At 63.3% G+C, this 16866-nt stretch carries 17 protein-coding genes; 11 read left to right on the forward strand and 6 right to left on the reverse strand.

The annotated features are described in order from the left end of the window. Positions 1-116 precede the first annotated feature (116 nt). Positions 117-605 (forward strand): DUF1289 domain-containing protein, encoded by a 489-nt coding sequence (locus LIY36_RS21640; RefSeq protein WP_226457092.1) that lies wholly within the window; start codon positions 117-119, stop codon positions 603-605. A gap of 124 nt (positions 606-729) precedes the next feature. Here the strand turns inward: LIY36_RS21640 and mdeB are convergent, their stop codons facing one another. Continuing rightward, positions 730-3390 carry an alpha-ketoglutarate dehydrogenase gene (gene mdeB / locus LIY36_RS21645; RefSeq protein ID WP_226457093.1) on the reverse strand — a complete coding sequence of 887 codons (2661 nt, stop codon included), beginning with the start codon at positions 3388-3390 and terminating at the stop codon, positions 730-732. Between the two features lie 192 nt (positions 3391-3582). Between mdeB and LIY36_RS21650 the strand changes: the two genes are divergently transcribed. From LIY36_RS21650 to LIY36_RS21660, 3 genes are all read left to right on the forward strand, one after another. Then, positions 3583-4497, forward strand: coding sequence for a class I SAM-dependent methyltransferase (locus LIY36_RS21650; RefSeq protein ID WP_226457166.1), 915 nt, complete (start codon positions 3583-3585; stop codon positions 4495-4497). Positions 4498-4647: 150 nt separating this feature from the next. Then, on the forward strand, positions 4648-5367 hold the full coding sequence (gene pcsA / locus LIY36_RS21655; protein WP_192299583.1) for a phosphatidylcholine synthase: 720 nt from the start codon (positions 4648-4650) through the stop codon (positions 5365-5367). 175 nt (positions 5368-5542) lie between these two features. Then, a complete protein-coding gene (locus LIY36_RS21660) occupies positions 5543-6322 on the forward strand; it encodes a TSUP family transporter (RefSeq protein ID WP_226457094.1) in 780 nt (259 codons plus the stop codon). On the opposite strand, the gene nudC is transcribed toward LIY36_RS21660, so the two are convergent. Together nudC and LIY36_RS21670 are read right to left on the reverse strand one after the other, a co-directional pair. Further along, complete coding sequence (gene nudC / locus LIY36_RS21665; protein ID WP_226457095.1) at positions 6290-7123, reverse strand: NAD(+) diphosphatase; 834 nt, start codon at positions 7121-7123, stop codon at positions 6290-6292. The genes LIY36_RS21660 and nudC overlap by 33 nt on opposite strands. Positions 7124-7128: 5 nt before the next feature. Continuing rightward, positions 7129-7941, reverse strand: a complete 813-nt coding sequence (locus tag LIY36_RS21670) for a crotonase/enoyl-CoA hydratase family protein (protein WP_226457096.1) — start codon at positions 7939-7941, stop codon at positions 7129-7131. A 172-nt stretch (positions 7942-8113) separates the two neighbouring features. On the opposite strand from LIY36_RS21670, the gene LIY36_RS21675 reads away from it, so the two are divergent. From LIY36_RS21675 to LIY36_RS21685, 3 genes are all read left to right on the forward strand, one after another. Beyond that, on the forward strand, positions 8114-8668 hold the full coding sequence (locus tag LIY36_RS21675) for a UPF0149 family protein (RefSeq protein WP_192299587.1): 555 nt from the start codon (positions 8114-8116) through the stop codon (positions 8666-8668). 91 nt (positions 8669-8759) lie between these two features. Next, positions 8760-10016: a 3-phosphoshikimate 1-carboxyvinyltransferase gene (locus LIY36_RS21680; RefSeq protein WP_226457097.1), complete on the forward strand. Its 1257-nt coding sequence runs from the start codon at positions 8760-8762 to the stop codon at positions 10014-10016. Between the two features lie 32 nt (positions 10017-10048). After that, on the forward strand, positions 10049-10438 hold the full coding sequence (locus LIY36_RS21685; RefSeq protein WP_192299589.1) for a hypothetical protein: 390 nt from the start codon (positions 10049-10051) through the stop codon (positions 10436-10438). Position 10439: 1 nt separating this feature from the next. Here LIY36_RS21685 and LIY36_RS21690 read toward each other — a convergent pair whose 3' ends face one another. Next, positions 10440-11039, reverse strand: a complete 600-nt coding sequence (locus tag LIY36_RS21690; protein WP_226457098.1) for an NAD(P)H-dependent oxidoreductase — start codon at positions 11037-11039, stop codon at positions 10440-10442. A 69-nt stretch (positions 11040-11108) separates the two neighbouring features. On the opposite strand from LIY36_RS21690, the gene LIY36_RS21695 reads away from it, so the two are divergent. Beyond that, positions 11109-11741 (forward strand): TetR/AcrR family transcriptional regulator, encoded by a 633-nt coding sequence (locus LIY36_RS21695; protein WP_226457099.1) that lies wholly within the window; start codon positions 11109-11111, stop codon positions 11739-11741. A 148-nt stretch (positions 11742-11889) separates the two neighbouring features. Here LIY36_RS21695 and LIY36_RS21700 read toward each other — a convergent pair whose 3' ends face one another. Together LIY36_RS21700 and LIY36_RS21705 are read right to left on the reverse strand one after the other, a co-directional pair. After that, a complete protein-coding gene (locus LIY36_RS21700; RefSeq protein ID WP_226457100.1) occupies positions 11890-12567 on the reverse strand; it encodes a GNAT family N-acetyltransferase in 678 nt (225 codons plus the stop codon). 28 nt (positions 12568-12595) lie between these two features. After that, on the reverse strand, positions 12596-13489 hold the full coding sequence (locus LIY36_RS21705; protein WP_226457101.1) for a LysR family transcriptional regulator: 894 nt from the start codon (positions 13487-13489) through the stop codon (positions 12596-12598). Positions 13490-13602: 113 nt separating this feature from the next. On the opposite strand from LIY36_RS21705, the gene LIY36_RS21710 reads away from it, so the two are divergent. From LIY36_RS21710 to lhgO, 3 genes are all read left to right on the forward strand, one after another. Then, a complete protein-coding gene (locus LIY36_RS21710; RefSeq protein WP_226457102.1) occupies positions 13603-14775 on the forward strand; it encodes an MFS transporter in 1173 nt (390 codons plus the stop codon). A gap of 54 nt (positions 14776-14829) precedes the next feature. After that, positions 14830-15540 carry a FadR/GntR family transcriptional regulator gene (locus LIY36_RS21715; protein WP_192299595.1) on the forward strand — a complete coding sequence of 237 codons (711 nt, stop codon included), beginning with the start codon at positions 14830-14832 and terminating at the stop codon, positions 15538-15540. Between the two features lie 103 nt (positions 15541-15643). After that, on the forward strand, positions 15644-16837 hold the full coding sequence (gene lhgO, locus LIY36_RS21720) for an L-2-hydroxyglutarate oxidase (RefSeq protein WP_226457103.1): 1194 nt from the start codon (positions 15644-15646) through the stop codon (positions 16835-16837). The last annotated feature ends 29 nt before the right edge of the window (positions 16838-16866 follow it).

The raw sequence follows: 16866 nt of genomic DNA on the forward strand, positions 1-16866 counted from the left end.
CCAAACCGGCGGCGCGTTGAGCTGGGACTAAAAATGTGGGAGCGGGTTTGCTGTGGCGAGCCCGCATCTACATTATTGGTTTTCGGTGTTCTCTGGATTTTGCAAGCAAGCGACTTATGCCCAACCAAACCATCAAGACCCCGTGCATCGGCCTGTGCTCCACCGTCTACGGGGACCTCGTCTGCCGGGGCTGCAAGCGTTATCACCACGAAGTGATCCAGTGGAACGGTTACAACGCCGAGGAAAAACAGGCGGTGTGGCTGCGTCTGGAACAGCTGCTGGTGCAGGTGATGGCCAGCAAGCTGGAAGTGTTTGATCCGCACCTGCTGCGCCAGCAACTGGAAAGCCGCAAGATCCGCTTTGTGCCGCATCAGTCGCCGTATTGCTGGGCGTACCAGTTGATTGCCCGGGGGGCGCGGGTGATTTCCCGGCTGGATGCGTATGGGCTGGTCCTGCAACCGGAGTTTCGCGAGCGCCAGCTGGCGGATTTGCGTGATGCGATTGATCGGGAGTTTTTCCTGCTGTCCGAAGCGCACTACGAGCGCTATATCGCCCCAGGGTTTCTGAAGGAAGCATTTGGGCCGGCCCTGATAGCTACCCTCTAAAGACCAGCACAAAACCCATGTGGGAGCGGGCTTGCTCGCGAAGGCGGTGCATCAGTCAGCACATGCATTGCCTGACACAGCGCTTTCGCGAGCAAGCCCGCTCCCACATTTTGATTTGCGCCTGTCAGGAGATCCAGGACGCCGCACGTTCCGTCTGCAAACCGTATTTCTCAATCGCCTGCTGACCCATCTGCGCGTCCAATGCCGTCAACGCCGCCAGCACGATGTGATATCGATCCACCTCAAAAAAGTCGCGCAACGCCGCCCGCGTATCACTGCGCCCAAATCCGTCGGTACCCAGCACGGTGTAGCGACTGTCCAGGTACGAAGCGATCATCTGCGGCACCGCCCGCACATAGTCAGAAACCGCGATGACCGGCGCGCCGTGGGGCAAGCAGGCATTCACATGGCTTACCCGCGCTGTCGCCTGGGGATGCAACCGATTCCAGCGTTCCACCTCCCGCGCGTCCCGCGCCAGTTCGCTGTAACTGGTGACGCTAAACACCTCGCTCGTCACTTGCCAATCATCGGCCAATAGCTGCGCCGCCGCCTGGGCTTCGCGCACCAGCGTGCCCGAACCCAGTAACCGCACCTGGGCGCCAACCGTGCCTTCCAGACGGTACATGCCCTTGATGATCGCTGCTTCAACCCCTTGCGGCAGGCTCGGCTGCGGGTAGTTTTCGTTCATCAGCGTCACGTAGTAGAACTCGTCCACCTCGTGCTCCAGCATCTGGCGCATGCCGTGGTCGAGGATCACCGCGAATTCCCCGGCGAACGCCGGATCGTAGGCGCGGCAATTGGGCACGGTGGCCGCCATGAGATGGCTGCTGCCGTCCTGATGCTGCAAGCCTTCACCCCCCAAGGTAGTGCGCCCGGCCGTAGCGCCGAGCAGGAAGCCACGGGCACGCTGGTCGGCGGCGGCCCAGATCAGGTCGCCGACGCGCTGGAAGCCGAACATCGAGTAATAGATGTAGAACGGCAGCATGCGCAGGCCATACACCGAATAGCTGGTGGCCGCAGCGACCCAGGAGCTGATGGCGCTGGCTTCGCTGATGCCCTCTTCGAGGATCTGCCCGTCGGTGGCTTCGCGGTAGCTGAGGATCGAACCGATGTCTTCCGGCTCATAACGCTGGCCGACGCTGGAGTAGATGCCGATTTGCTTGAACAGGTTGGCCATGCCGAAGGTGCGCGCCTCATCGGCGACAATCGGCACAATGCGCGGCCCCAGGGCCTTGTCCTTGAGCAGGTTGGTCAGCATGCGTACGCAGGCCATGGTGGTGGACATTTCCTTGCCATCGGCCGCCGTGGCAAACCCGGCGTAGCCCGCCAGCGGCGGCACGCTGAGCGGCGCGGCAAGCGGGCTGCGGCTCGGCACATAACCGCCGAGCGCCTGGCGGCGCTGGTGCAGGTAGCGCATTTCCGGGCTGTCGTCGGCGGGCTTGAAGAAGCTCAGGGATTCGGTCTGCGCATCGCTCAGGGGCAGTTGAAAGCGATTGCGGAAAGCAAGCAACGCGTCGCGGTCCAGCTTCTTCTGCTGGTGGGTGGTCATCTTGCCCTGCCCTGCTTCACCCATGCCAAAGCCCTTCTTGGTCTGGGCGAGGATCACCGTGGGCTTGCCTTTGACCCGGCGCGCGGCATGGTAGGCCGCATGGATCTTGACCATGTCATGGCCGCCGCGCTTGAGGCGGTCGATCTGTTCGTCGCTCATGCCTTCCACGAGTTTGGCCAGGGCTTCACTCTGACCGAAGAAGTGCTCGCGATTGAAGGCGCCGTCCTTGGCGGCGAAGGTCTGCAATTGACCGTCGACGGTTTGCGCCAAGGTGTTCACCAGCGCGCCGTCGTGGTCCTTGGCCAGCAAGGGGTCCCAATCCGAGCCCCACACCAGCTTGATCACGTTCCACCCGGCGCCGGCGAACAACGCCTCCAGTTCGTCGATGATCCGCCCGTTGCCGCGCACCGGGCCGTCAAGGCGCTGCAGGTTGCAGTTGACCACCCAGGTCAGGTTGTCCAGGCCTTCGCGCGCGGCCAGGGTCAGGGCCGACATGCTTTCCGGTTCGTCCATCTCACCGTCGCCGAACACCCCCCAGACGTGGCGGTCAGTGGTGTCCAGCAGGTTACGGTGTTGCAGGTAACGCATGAAACGCGCCTGGAAAATCGAGCTGATCGGGCCGATCCCCATGGAACCAGTGGGGAACTGCCAGAAGTCAGGCATCAGCCACGGGTGCGGGTAGCTGGACAGGCCACGTGCGCCAGCCTTGGGCCCGCCGATTTCCTGGCGATAATGGGCCAGGTCTTGCTCGCTGAGGCGCCCTTCAAGGAAGGCGCGGGCGTAGATACCAGGCGCGGAATGGGGTTGATAGAACACCAGGTCGCCGCCAAACCCGTCACGGCGAGCGCGAAAGAAATGGTTGAATCCCACTTCGAACAAATCCGCCGCACTGGCATAGCTGGCGATATGCCCCCCCAACTCGCCATACGCCTGGTTGGCGCGGACCACCATGGCCAGGGCGTTCCAGCGGACCAGCGAGGCCAGGCGTTCTTCGGTGGCCAGGTCGCCGGGAAACGCCGGCTGCTGCTCGACGCTGATGCTGTTGACGTAGGGCGTGCCGTGGCGCGGTTTCCAGTCGATGTGCGCAGCGCTGGCGTCCTGGGCCAGTTGGTCGAGGATCTGCCGGGCCCGCGCAGGACCGGCGTTGGCCACCAACGACGCCAGGGCGTCGCGCCACTCGTCCAACTCTTGCTGATCCAGGGCGGTGTGATTGACTGCGCTCGCGAAACCGTTCATGGGCATCTCCAGGCCTTTTTTTCCAGTTTATGTCGACGCCCAAGGATTTTTTGTCTGTTCTCAGGCGTAAAATTCTGAATCTTGAGCATGAATCACTGGTATTGCGATTTTCCCCAGCACGATGTGCTCAACCCCCCCGGAACCTCGCCATTGTGTTTAAAATGCCGCCCGCTCAATGACTGACGTTTAATGATGAACCCAGACGCACTCGCTACCCTGCACGCCCACCTGCTCGACGCCTTGGCGACCCCACCAGACGAAACCCGGCGCCTGTTCCACGGCCGCGGGCGCTGCTGGCCGGGCCTGGAGCAACTGACGGTGGACTGGCTGCAAGGCGTGATACTGGTCGCATTGTTCAAGGAGCCGGAACCGGCCCAGTTGGAAGCCCTGAAACAGTTGCTGCGAACGCAGTTGAGTGCCTACACCGTGGCGCTGCAACACCGCTACCTGCCGCAAAGCACCACCGAATGGCTGGTGGGCAGCCCCATCGACGAGTTGACCATCACCGAAGGCGGCCTGCGTTATTTGATCGACCTGGGTAAAAAGCAGAACAGCGGGCTGTTCCTCGACATGCGCTACGGCCGCAATTGGGTGCGCGAACACGCCAAGGGCCAGCGCATCCTCAACCTGTTTGCCTACACCTGCGGCTTCTCCGTGGCCGCCATCGAAGGCGGCGCCGACCATGTGGTGAACCTGGACATGGCCCGTGGCGCCCTCAGCCGTGGCCGTGACAACCATCGCCTGAACGGTCATGACCTGAGCCAGGTCACGTTCCTGGGCCACGATCTGTTCAAGTCCTGGGCCAAGGTCACCAACAGTGGCCCCTATGACTTGGTGATCATCGATCCGCCGTCGTTCCAGAAAGGCAGTTTCCTGCTGACCAAGGACTACCAACGCGTGCTGCGCCGCCTGCCGGACTTGCTCACAGCCCAGGGTACGGTGCTGGCGTGCATGAACGACCCGGCCTTCGGCGAAGACTTCCTGATCGACGGTGTGACCCGTGAGGCACCGGGGCTGCGATTTGTCGAACGCCTGGAAAACCCGCCGGAATTTCCGGATATTGACGCGCAAAGTGGTCTCAAGGCGCTGGTGTTCCGCCAGGGTTGATGCCGAAACGGCCAGCGCTTGCTACGCTTAACTCTAACGCCGGGGTGGTGAACCTTATCCCCCCCTTCCCGGTCGATACCTGCATTCCCTGGCCAGACTCGACCGCGCTTCGCTGTCGGCTGCCCCGTTTCACCTTTTGGAGAACCGCCCGTGATAACGACCCTGCATGTAGCCAGACTCAAAGCCTGGGGCGCCCACGGCTTTACCGCCACCGGCGTGGTACTGGCTTTTCTGGCCACCCTGGCGCTGCTGGAAAATTCCCCCAAGGCCTGCCTGCTGTGGCTGGGCCTGGCGCTGGTGGTCGATGGCGTCGACGGTTCCCTGGCGCGCAGGGTCAATGTCAGCACGGTGTTGCCGAGCTTTGACGGCTCGGTGCTGGACCTGGTGATCGATTACCTCACCTACGTGTTCATCCCCGCGCTGTTTATCTACCGCTATATCGACCTGCCGGACTTTACCCACCTGTTCACCGTGTCGGTGATCCTGGTGTCGTCGTTGTTCTGCTTCTGCAACGTCAACATGAAGAGCAAGGACAACTACTTCGTCGGCTTCCCCGCCGCCTGGAACGTGGTGGCGCTGTGTGTGTACATCATCCAGCCGGATGCCTGGGTCACCTTGCTCACGGTGATCGGCCTGGCCCTGCTGACCGTGACGCCGATGAAGTTCTTGCACCCGTTCCGCGTGAAGCGGTTCATGCCGATCAATATCGCAGTGACCACCATCTGGTTGCTGTGCAGCTTCTTGATGGTGGTGGATTATCCGAACACCAACCCGTGGACGTTTGGGTTGTGGTCGCTGATGTCGGCGTACTTTCTGGGGATTTGTATCTGGCGCACGGCCTTGGAATGGTTGGATAAACGTCACGGCTGATCGCTGTTAAACATGTGGGAGCGGGCTTGCTCGCGAATGCGGTAGTTCAGTCAAAAACTTAGTGACTGACACACCGCCTTCGCGAGCAAGCCCGCTCCCACATTTGGTTCTGTGTACATCTGGCAGTAAGATGGCGGCCTTCCGCATAGCGCCTTGCCAACCATAAGCCCTGTCCATGCCCTTCGAACTCAGCGTTGACCTCACCACCCTCGCCATTCTCGCCGCCGTGGCCTTCGTCGCCGGTTTTATCGACGCCATCGCTGGCGGCGGCGGCCTGCTCACTACCCCGGCCCTGCTCACCGCGGGCATGCCACCGCATCTGGTACTGGGCACCAACAAGCTCAGTTCCACCTTCGGCTCGGCTACCGCCAGCTTTACCTTCTACCGCCGTAAGCTGTTTCACCCGCGCCATTGGGTACACGCCATTGTCGGCACCTTCATCGGCGCACTGACCGGCGCGGTGGTCGCCCACTACCTGCCAGCCGAAACCCTGAACAAGATGCTGCCGGTGATCGTCTTCGGTTGTGGCCTGTACCTATTGTTCGGCGGCACGCCCAAGGCGCCGCTGGAAGCCGACGCACCGATAAAGAAGAAGTGGCAATCCACCCAGGGTTTCGGCCTGGGCTTCTACGACGGCGTGGCCGGCCCCGGCACCGGCGCGTTCTGGACCGTCAGCACCCTGCTGATGTACCCCGTCGACCTGGTGAAGGCCAGCGGCGTGGCGCGCAGCATGAACTTCGTCAGCAACGCGGCGGCACTCTCGGTGTTTATCTTCAACGGCACGGTGGACTGGATCGTCGGCCTGACCATGGGCATCTGCGTGATGTTCGGCGCATTCTTTGGCGCTCGCAGCGCGATCAGCGGCGGCGCCAAATTCATTCGCCCGGTGTTTATCACCGTGGTCCTGGGCCTGACCGTGCGCCTAGCCTGGCAGCACTGGTTCAGCGTGGCCTAAGCGCCGCGCCAGGTAGAGGTCGATCAGGTAGCGCGCAATCGAACGTGACGCCGGCAACGGCGGCAGGTTATGGATATTGAACCATTGCGCATCTTCGATCTCGTCGGCTTGGGGCACGATGTCGCCACCGGCGTATTCGGCATGAAAGCCCAGCATCATCGAATGGGGGAACGGCCAGCACTGGCTGCCCATGTACTGGATGTTCTTGACCTCCACCTGCACTTCCTCGCGCACCTCGCGGATCAGGCAGTCTTCGGCCGACTCACCCGGCTCGGCAAAGCCCGCCAGGGTGCTGTAGACACCACTGACGAAGCGCGGCGAACGCGCCAGCAGGATCTCGTCGCCACGGGTCACCAGCACGATCATGCTCGGCGAAATCCGTGGGTAGCTGCGCAGGTCGCAAGCCTGGCAGAACATCGCCCGCTCCCGTGGCACCTGGGCCATGGCCTGGCCGCAACTCCCGCAAAACCGGTGTTCCCGCGCCCAGGTGCCGATCTGCGCGGCGTAGCCCAGCACTTTGTACAGCCTGTGATCACCTTGCAGCATAAAGCCGCGCAGGCCCTGCCAACTGCACCCCGGCACGTCGACGGGGGCGTTGAGTTCCAGCAGGTACACCGGCTCGCCGTCGAGGTGGCCGATGCCGTGTTCGGCAAACACCGACACATCCTGGCGCTTGAGCCATTCCCGGGGGAACAGCGGGCCATTGCTGTCATGCAAAAAGCCCTCGCGGCTGCGGGCGACGGCCCAGCCGCCAGGGGTGTCGTTGTCCAGCAGTGTGGTGGTAATCCAGCCTGGGGTCATGTCAGTCAATCCACGAATTCGGGTTTCTGCTTGCTCATATGGGCCGCGATGGCCACGCGCAGGTCGTTGGATTGCAACATAGCCGCGTTCCAGGTGGCAACGTATTCCAAGCCATCATTGACTGTATGGTCACGCATGTAGCTGATCATGGCTTTGGTGCCGGTCACCGCAATCGGCGACTTAGCGGCGATTTCACGGGCGATCTCCATCACACCGGCCAGCAGGCTTTCCTGATCGGCGTAAACGCGGTTGACCAGGCCGATGCTGCGCGCCTCTTCGGCGCCGAACTGGCGCCCAGTGTAGGCCAGCTCACGCAACATGCCGTCGCCGATAATGCGCGGCAAGCGTTGCAGGGTGCCGACGTCGGCGGCCATGCCGATGTCGATTTCCTTGATCGAAAATTGCGCGCCCTCGGCGGCGTAGCGCATGTCGCAGGCGCTGATCAGGTCGATGGCGCCGCCGATGCAGTAACCCTGGATCGCCGCCAGCACGGGTTTGCGGCAGTTGTCGACGGCGTTGAACGAGGCTTGCAGTTCGAGGATCTTGCGCCGCAGCAGACGCGCATTGCGGCCCACGTCCTTACCGAACTCGTTGGCCACCGAGGCCAGCATCATCAAGTCGATCCCCGAGGAGAAATGCTTGCCGGCACCGCTCAGTACCACGGCGCGTACCGCGTCGGTGTCTTCGATCCACTGGAAGATGTCGATGATCTCGGTCCAGAACACCGCGTTCATCGCGTTGATCTTTTCCGGGCGGTTGATCTGCACATGGGCAACATTGCCGCTGAGTTCGACAACGAAAGCTTGATATTCGGACATGGCAGTGATCCCTGACTGGCGAGTGATAAGGGCCGAACTATAACAAGGGTGCACAACGGCGCATCGGCCAAAAGCGGGACTGGGAAAACGCTGGATAAAACCCCGCACACACGCCATCCTTCGCGTTTTAAGCCGCCCCGTCCGCGGCGCTCGACGTTTGAAGGATATGCCCATGCACGCCCAACCCCTCTCCCCGGCCGAATTCGACTTTATCGAAGACACCCTGCAAAAGTACGGCGACGACCATTCGGTGCTGAACCTCGCCGAACTGGACGGTTACTTCACGGCACTGGTGTCGAGCCCGGCCCAGGTGGACGTGGCCGAGTGGTTCCCCGCGATCTGGGGCGGCCAGAATCCCGCGTGGGACAACATGGACGAGGCGCAACGCTTCCTTGAACTGTGCGTACGCCACATAAACACCCTGGCCGGGCAGCTGGCGACCGATGCGACGGGCTTCAAGGCCCGCTTTGACGACACCGAACACCAAGGGCAAACGGTGACCCTCGCCGAGGAATGGTGCTTTGGTTATATCCGTGGCGCAGCCATCGGCAACTGGCCCGCGCTGCCAGCACCACAGGCCGCCGAATTGGAAAAAATCTCCTGGTGCGCCGAACAGGACAATTTCGAACTGCCGGCCGACCTGGATGTGGCAGCGCACCAGCAACGCGTCAGCCAGATCGAACCGGCGGCGCGGGCGCTGCACGATTACTGGCTCAGCCAGCGCTAAGCCTCGACAAGCACTGCGGGTTTGGCCGATTATTCGGGTCCGCCCGTCGGCCACTCCGTACCACCTTGCCTTGCATCAGGAGCCTTGTACCTTGAGTTCGCAGAAAACCGTGACCGTTACACCGCCCAATTTCCCCCTCAATGGCAAGGTCGCGCCCCCCGGCTCCAAATCCATTACCAACCGCGCCCTGTTGCTGGCGGCCCTGGCCAAGGGCACCAGCCGCCTGAGCGGCGCGCTGAAGAGCGATGACACCCGCCATATGTCGGTGGCCCTGCGCCAGATGGGCGTGAGCATCGACGAGCCGGACGACACCACCTTTGTCGTCACCAGCTCCGGCAAGCTGCAACTGCCGACGCAACCGCTGTTCCTCGGCAATGCCGGCACCGCGATGCGCTTTCTGAGCGCCGCCGTCGCCACCGTGGAAGGCACCGTGGTGCTGACCGGCGACGACTACATGCAAAAACGCCCGATCGGCCCGCTGCTGGCGACCCTGCGCGCAAACGGCATCGCGGTCGACAGCCCGACCGGCTGCCCGCCAGTGACCGTGCACGGCGCGGGTAAGGTGCAGGCCAAGCGCTTCGAGATCGACGGCGGCCTGTCCAGCCAGTACGTCTCGGCCCTGCTGATGCTCGCCGCCTGCGGCGACGCCCCGATTGAAGTGGCGTTGACCGGCAAGGACATCGGTGCCCGTGGCTACGTCGACCTGACCCTCGACTGCATGCGGGCCTTCGGCGCCCGGATCGAAGAAGTCAACGACACCACCTGGCGCGTGGCTGCGACCGGCTACAGCGCCCACGATTACCTGATCGAACCGGACGCGTCCGCCGCCACCTACCTGTGGGCCGCCGAAGTGCTGACTGGCGGGCGCATCGACATCGGCGTCGCCGCCCAGGACTTCACCCAACCGGACGCCAAGGCCCAGGCCGTGATCGCCCAGTTCCCAAACATGCAGGCCACGGTGGTCGGCTCGCAGATGCAGGACGCGATCCCGACCCTCGCGGTACTCGCAGCGTTCAACAACACCCCGGTGCGCTTCACCGAGCTGGCCAACCTGCGCGTCAAGGAATGTGACCGCGTGCAAGCCCTGCATGACGGCCTCAATGAGATCCGCCCGGGCCTGGCGACCATCGAAGGCGACGACCTGCTCGTAGCCAGCGATCCGGCACTGGCCGGTACCTCGTGCGATGCGTTGATCGACACCCACGCCGACCACCGCATCGCCATGTGTTTTGCCCTGGCCGGGTTGAAAGTCGCGGGCATCCGCATTCAGGACCCCGACTGCGTGGCCAAGACCTATCCTGACTACTGGAAGGCCCTGGGCAGTCTTGGGGTCCAGCTCAGCGACTGAGCCGGCAGCGTCGGAATGGGGAGGCCAAGCACATGAATATTCGCCAACCCTGCCCACCCGGCGCTTGCGACTGCGACCGCGAACAACTGCTGCAAAGCCCTGGCGCCGATGTGCGCATCCTCAACCTCACGCGCCAGGAAGAGAAGAAACTGGTCGAGCGCCTTGAAGACCTCAAGAGCCTGCAAGACCTGGAGCGCATGCAGCAGCTGATGTACCAGCAATTGGGCATCCGCGTGCAGGTCGCGCCGGGGCACACCGAAGTCAGGAGCATGCGCGGGATTCAGATCGAGATCGACGCCTTGCCGGGCCTGTGCCGCAAGACCCGGCAAGCGATTCCGGCAGCGATTCGCCGGGGCCTGGAGAAGCGCCCGGAGATTGCCTACCGCCTGCTCGACGCCCACGACCTGTTTCGCGAAGGTTGAATCAACCCGCCACGGTTTCCCCTTGGAACAGCCGCTGCCCGATCGCCCGGGCGGTGTTCAGGTGCGCCTGCGCGGTGCCGCTTTCCGACTCCAGCATCAGTACAGAGGTCAGCACTTTCGCCCCGCAGTAATCAAAAATCCCATGGTCGATCTGCGTGCGCATGGCCTTGGCGTAACCGTGGCGCTCAAATGCGCTTTCATCCGCCGCACCGACGGCCAGCAAGTGCACGTGCAAGTGCCGCAGCTTTTTCACCACTGGTTTATCCGGACCGTAATCAATCGCCCAGCCGTTGACGAACACGCGGTCGATCCAGCCTTTGAGCAGGCCCGGCAGCGACCACCAGTAGATCGGAAACGCCAGTATCAGCGCATCGGCACGGTCGATACGCGCCTGTTCGGCCAGCACATCGGCAGGCGGCTCGGCGCGGCTGCGATGCACGCGCTGGTCGGCGGCACCGTAACGTGGGTCGAAACCCTCGGCGGCGAGGTCGGCGATCTCATGGGTGTGACCGGCGGCGGTCAGCCCCGCTGCGGCTTGCACAGCGATGCTATGGGTGAGGGATTGTGGGTCGTGATGGGCAACAACGATCAGAGCGTGCATGACATTGACTCCATTTCGGTTTAGGCTGGGCTTAAGTTACCTTTGGTAAGTTACTTTTGGTATATAAGCATGTCAAGCCATGAATCCCCTGCCCCACGTCGCCGCCTGTCGCGCGAAGATCGCCTGCGCCAACTGTTGGATGTGGCCTGGCAACTGGTGCGCGATGAAGGTACCGACGCCCTGACCCTGGGCCGCCTCGCGGAACTCGCGGGGGTGACCAAGCCGGTGGTCTACGACCACTTTGTCACCCGCGCCGGGTTGCTCGCCGCGCTGTATGAAGACTTTGATGGGCGCCAGAATCAGCTGTTTGCCGAGGCTATCGAGGCGAGCAACGCGACACTGGAGGACCGCGCGTGGGTGATTGCCTCGTCCTACGTCGATTGCGTGTTATTGCAGGGCCGCGAAATTCCAGGGGTGATCGCCGCGCTGAGCAGTTCACCCGAGCTGGAAAGCCTCAAGCGCCAGTACGAGGCGATTTTTCTGGATAAATGCCGCGACGCGCTGTCGCCGTTTGCGCCCGGCGGGTGTGTGTCCCAGGCCGGATTGCGCGCCATGCTGGGGGCGGCGGAAGCGCTGTCCCAGGCGGCGGCCAGTGCTGAAATCAGCCGGGAAGAGGCGCAGCAGGAGCTGTTGGCGACGATCATGGCGATGGTGAATCGGCGATCTGTATCGCCAGTGCCGCCGCTTTCGAAGCCTCGCTGAAGCTCGACATCTCCCACAGGGGATTGGCAGTGCCTGAACGATCTCCAGCCGAACACTCACTCTCCATCAACCGCGATCAAATGTGGGAGCGGGCTTGCCCGCGAAAGCGTTGGCTCGGGCAACACATCTCACACAACGGCGCGCTATTTCAGCCCCGCCCCCGCAAAAACACCTGCACCTTGCGCGCCAGTTGATCAAGGTGACGGTCGCGCTGCTTCTCGGCATCGACCATCGCGCGCTTGCCGTGTTTTTGCAGCAGGTAGGTGTGAATCTGCCGCACCTCAAGCGAGCTGTAGATAGGCGCCACTTCCACCACGCCCATCAGCCCGTCGGTCGCGTAATCGCGGGTATTCATCAGCACCTGGGTGTCGCGTGCGCCGCGCACCTGGAAGCCCATGGCTTCGAAGGCCGGCACCTTTTCCACCGCGCAGGCCAGCTCGGCGTGGGGATAGCGCGCAAGCACCTCGCCCACCATGCCGCGCGCCACGCCTTGGCGTCGGCAACCCTGCCGCACTGCCATGAACGCAATGCCGCACGCCTCGGGGTCGTCCTTGACCGGCAAATACAACACAAAGCCGATCACCTTTTCCGGGTCCTGGGCATCGGTGGCCACGACCAGTTCAACCGCAATCCCCTTCGCACCGTTCAAGGCTTCCAGGTACAGGTGCACCTCAAAGCCGATGGCGTACTGGTAGATGTTGTAGAGCAAGTTGCTCGGTGGCAGTGCCACGCTGCTGATGTCGGTGAGGTTGTCCACCACCAGTTGCAGGATCTGGCCATTGATGGACTCCGGGCACGGCGTGGTGTAGCGGGTAAGGCTGAACATGCAAATTCCTGGGGTTGGGGTGCGGCGATTATACCTGTTGCTGTCCGCACACCTCACGCAAACATCCACGCAACCAGCGATGGGCCAGGTCGGCGTCCAGGCGCGGGTGCCAGAGCATGGCCACGGTAAACGTCGGCAGGCTCAATGGCAGCGCAAAGCTGTGCAAGCCTTGGCGTTGGTGCAGGGTGTAGCGCTCGGGCACGCTGGCGATCAGATCGGTGCTGCGGGCCAGGGCGATGGCGGTGGCGAAACCGGCAACGATGGTGCTGATCTGCCGGGCCAAGCCCAGGCCTTCGAGGGCAGCGTCGATCTGCCCACGGTCCTGTCCGCGACGGGAGACGTAAACATGTTGGCCTTCGGCGTAACGCTGCACGCTGACGTCGCCCTGGCTCAGTGGATGCCCACTGCGCACCACGCCAATCAAACGGTCGCGGAACAACGCCTGGGTCAGCACTTCCGGGCTGCCGGCGGGGTCGACCACGCCGGTTTCCAGGTCGACGCTGCCTTCGCGCAGCAACGCACTGTCCTTGTCGGTCTTGTTGACGAAACGCAGGCGCACGCCGGGAGCCTCGCGGGCAATCCGTGCGAGCAGCGCCGGGCCGACGTTTTCGACGAACTCCTCGCTGGTGCGCAAGGTAAAGGTGCGCTCGACAGAGGCCAAGTCCAGGCTTTGCAAGGGCCGCAGTACGGCATGGGCGTCCTGCACCAGTTGGCTGACCTGTTCGCGCAACTGCAGCGCACGCGGCGTCGGCACCAGGCCACGCCCGGCGCGCACCAGCAACGGGTCGCCGGTGGTTTCCCGCAGGCGCGCCAATGCACGGCTCATGGCGGAGGGGCTCAGGCGCAGGCGCTTGGCTGCACCGGCAACGCTGCCTTCAGCGAGCAACACGTCCAGGGTGATCAACAGATTCAGATCGGGCATCGGCGCTCCTTATCAGGCGTTAGACGCAGGTATTCAGTGCAACCCATGCGTCTTCCGCCATGTTAGGCGACGCCGTAGATTTGTAACAGTTGCGATCACTCAAGGAATTCCGGATGCAGACCTCTTCACGCGGCGCGCTGTTCAGCCTGTCACTGTCCATGTTGCTGGCCTCCCTTGGCACCAGCATCGCCAATGTCGGCCTGCCCAGCCTGGCGCAGGCGTTCGAGGCGTCGTTCCAGGCAGTGCAGTGGGTGGTCATCGCGTATCTGCTGGCGATCACGGCGGTGATTGTCAGTGCCGGGCGCCTGGGGGATCGACTTGGGCGCGGGCGGCTGTTGCTGGCTGGCTTGCTGGTGTTCGCGGCGGCCTGCGGGCTTTGCGGCATGGCGCCCACCCTGCCCTGGCTGATCGCCGCGCGGGTGCTGCAAGGCTTGGGCGCCGCGGTCATGATGGCGATGACCCTGGGTATGGTCGGTGACACCGTCAGCAAGGAACGCACCGGCCGGGTGATGGGTTTGCTCGGCACGCTCTCGGCCGTCGGCACCGCCATGGGCCCCAGCCTCGGCGGTGTGTTGTTGAGCCTGTGGAACTGGCGCGCGCTGTTTGTGCTTGGCGTGCCATTGGGCCTGTTGGCGGCCGCGCTCGCCTGGCGGTATCTACCGATGAAGGAAGGGGTACGTCCAGGCGGGCCATTCTGGTCGGCACTCGGAACCCCCGGCCTGCGTTCGGGCCTGGCGCGGAGCACGCTGGTATCCGCGGTGATGATGGCGACGTTTGTGGTCGGTCCGTTCTACTTGTCCCGTGGCCTGGGGCTCGCGCCGGGCTGGATGGGCCTGGTGATGGCGGTCGGGCCGTGTGTCGCCGCCGTCACCGGCGTACCGGCGGGCCACCTCACCGACCGTTTCGGCAGCCCGCCCATGACCCTCGCCGGGCTCGGCATCATGGCCGTGGGGGCGCTGTCACTCGCGCTGGCCGCCGGGCTGCCGGCCTACCTGGGCGCGCTGGTCTTGCTAACGACGGGTTACAGCCTGTTCCAGGCCGCCAATAACACCGCAGTGATGCGCGATGTGGACGGCGCGCGCCGGGGCACGGTATCGGGGCTGCTGAACCTGTCGCGCAATATCGGCTTGATTGTCGGCGCCTCGGGCCTGGGTGCGGTGTTCGCCTGGGCCACGCCGGATGTGATCCGCGCCACCCCGCAGGCCGTAGCTTTTGGCCTGCACAGCACCTTTGGCGTGGCGGTGGGCCTGATCCTGCTGGCGGCAGGAATACGACACAAATATTGACAAGGTAAAATCGTAACGACTATTGTCTGACAACCTGATTACCAAGGTTGTCCCATGCTTGAGCTCCAGCGCCCCGACTCGCTTGTCGTGCGGGTTGTCAGCGCGATTCGCGCAGAAATCGATTCCGGCCAATTGCCGCCGGAATCGCGCATGCCTACCGAACAGCAACTGGCCGAACAACTCAACGTCAGCCGCTCGGTGGTGCGCGAAGCCATCGCCCAGCTCAAGGCCGACGGCATCATCACCGCCCGCCGGGGCCTGGGCTCGTTTATCTCGCAGACGCCTGCCGGCACGGTGTTCCGGTTCCCGCAGCCCAATGGCCGCAGCCCGGACCTGGCGCAGATGTTCGAAGTGCGCCTGTGGATCGAAACCCAAGCCGCTTCGATTGCCGCAAAGCGCCGTGACGAGGCCGACCTGCACCGCATGAAAAGTGCCTTGCAAGCCATGCAGGACAACCGCGACAACTTCGAAGCCGCCGCCATCGCCGACGTGGAATTCCACCGCGCCATCGCCGACGCCAGCAAAAACGAATACTTCGTCGCCTTCCACGACTTTCTCAGGAGCCAATTGGCCAGCGCGCGCAAAACCGCCTGGGAAAACTCCGCATCACGCTTCGCCACCGGCTCTGCCGACGCCACCCAAGAGCACCAGCAGCTCTTTCAGGCGATTGCCGATGGCGACGCCCAACGCGCCGCCGCCAGCGCTGAAGCCCACCTGCGCGCAGCGGCACGGCGTCTGAGCCTGGAGTTGCCCGAGACAAACTGATCCTTTAAGTAGCGTGTCCTGGACACGCCATTTTTTTAACAAAAACATTAGTCTGACAACCTGATAAGCAGACCGAAATGTGCAACTTTAGGTAGCCCACCCCATGATTCACGACTATTGCATTATCGGCGGCGGCATCGTCGGCCTGGCCACGGCGATGGAACTGCTCAAGCGCCAGCCCGGTGCCTCGCTGGTGATCCTGGAAAAAGAGCCCGTGCTGGCCAAACACCAGACCGGCCACAACAGCGGCGTGATCCACGCCGGCATCTACTACGCGCCGGGCAGCCTCAAGGCGGACCTGTGCAAGCGCGGCGCCGAGCAGACCAAACAGTTCTGCACTGAACACGGGATCAAGTTCGAGGTATGCGGCAAATTACTGGTGGCCTCCAGCCCCCTGGAAATGCAGCGCATGGAAGCCTTGTACGCACGCTCCCAGCTCAATGGCATGAAGGTCGAGCGCCTCGACGCCGACCAGTTGCGCCAGCGTGAACCGAACATCGTCGGCCTCGGCGGGCTGTTCCTCGACGCCACCGGCATCGTCGACTATCGCCAGGTCTGCGACACCATGGCCCGGGTGATCCGCAGCAACGGCGGCGAGATCTGCCTGGAGCGTACCGTCACCGCGATCCATGAAGACACCGACAAAGTCACCGTCAACACCCGTGGCGAAAGCTGGCAGGCCCGCCGCCTGGTGGTGTGCGCGGGCTTGCAGTCGGACCGCCTGGCGACGCTGGCCGGCATACCGATCGACCACCAGATCATCCCGTTTCGCGGTGAGTACTTCCGCCTGCCAGCGACGAAAAACAACATCGTCAACCACCTGATCTACCCGATTCCCGACCCGGAGCTGCCGTTTCTCGGCGTACACCTCACGCGCATGATCGACGGCAGCGTCACCGTCGGCCCAAATGCCGTGCTTGGCCTGGGCCGCGAAAACTACCGCAAGTTCTCGGTGAACTGGCGCGACGTGGCGCAGTACGCCAGCTTCCCCGGCTTCTGGAAAACCATCTGGCAAAACCTCGGCTCCGGCACTACCGAGATGAAGAACTCGCTGTTCAAGTCCGGCTACCTGGAGCAGTGCCGCAAGTACTGCCCATCGCTGACCCTCGACGACCTGCTGCCCTACGAGGCGGGTATCCGCGCCCAGGCGGTGATGCGCGACGGCAGCCTGGTACACGACTTCCTGTTCGCCCAGACCCCACGAATGCTCCACGTGTGCAACGCGCCCTCACCCGCCGCGACGTCCGCCATGCCCATCGGCGCGATGATCGCCGACCGCCTGTTCAAGCCCGAGTAACACCCCGTACCACGCGTCCATTTGACAAT

This window comes from Pseudomonas sp. AF03-9, from assembly GCF_020515815.1.
In the GTDB taxonomy this organism is placed as follows: Bacteria; Pseudomonadota; Gammaproteobacteria; order Pseudomonadales; family Pseudomonadaceae; genus Aquipseudomonas.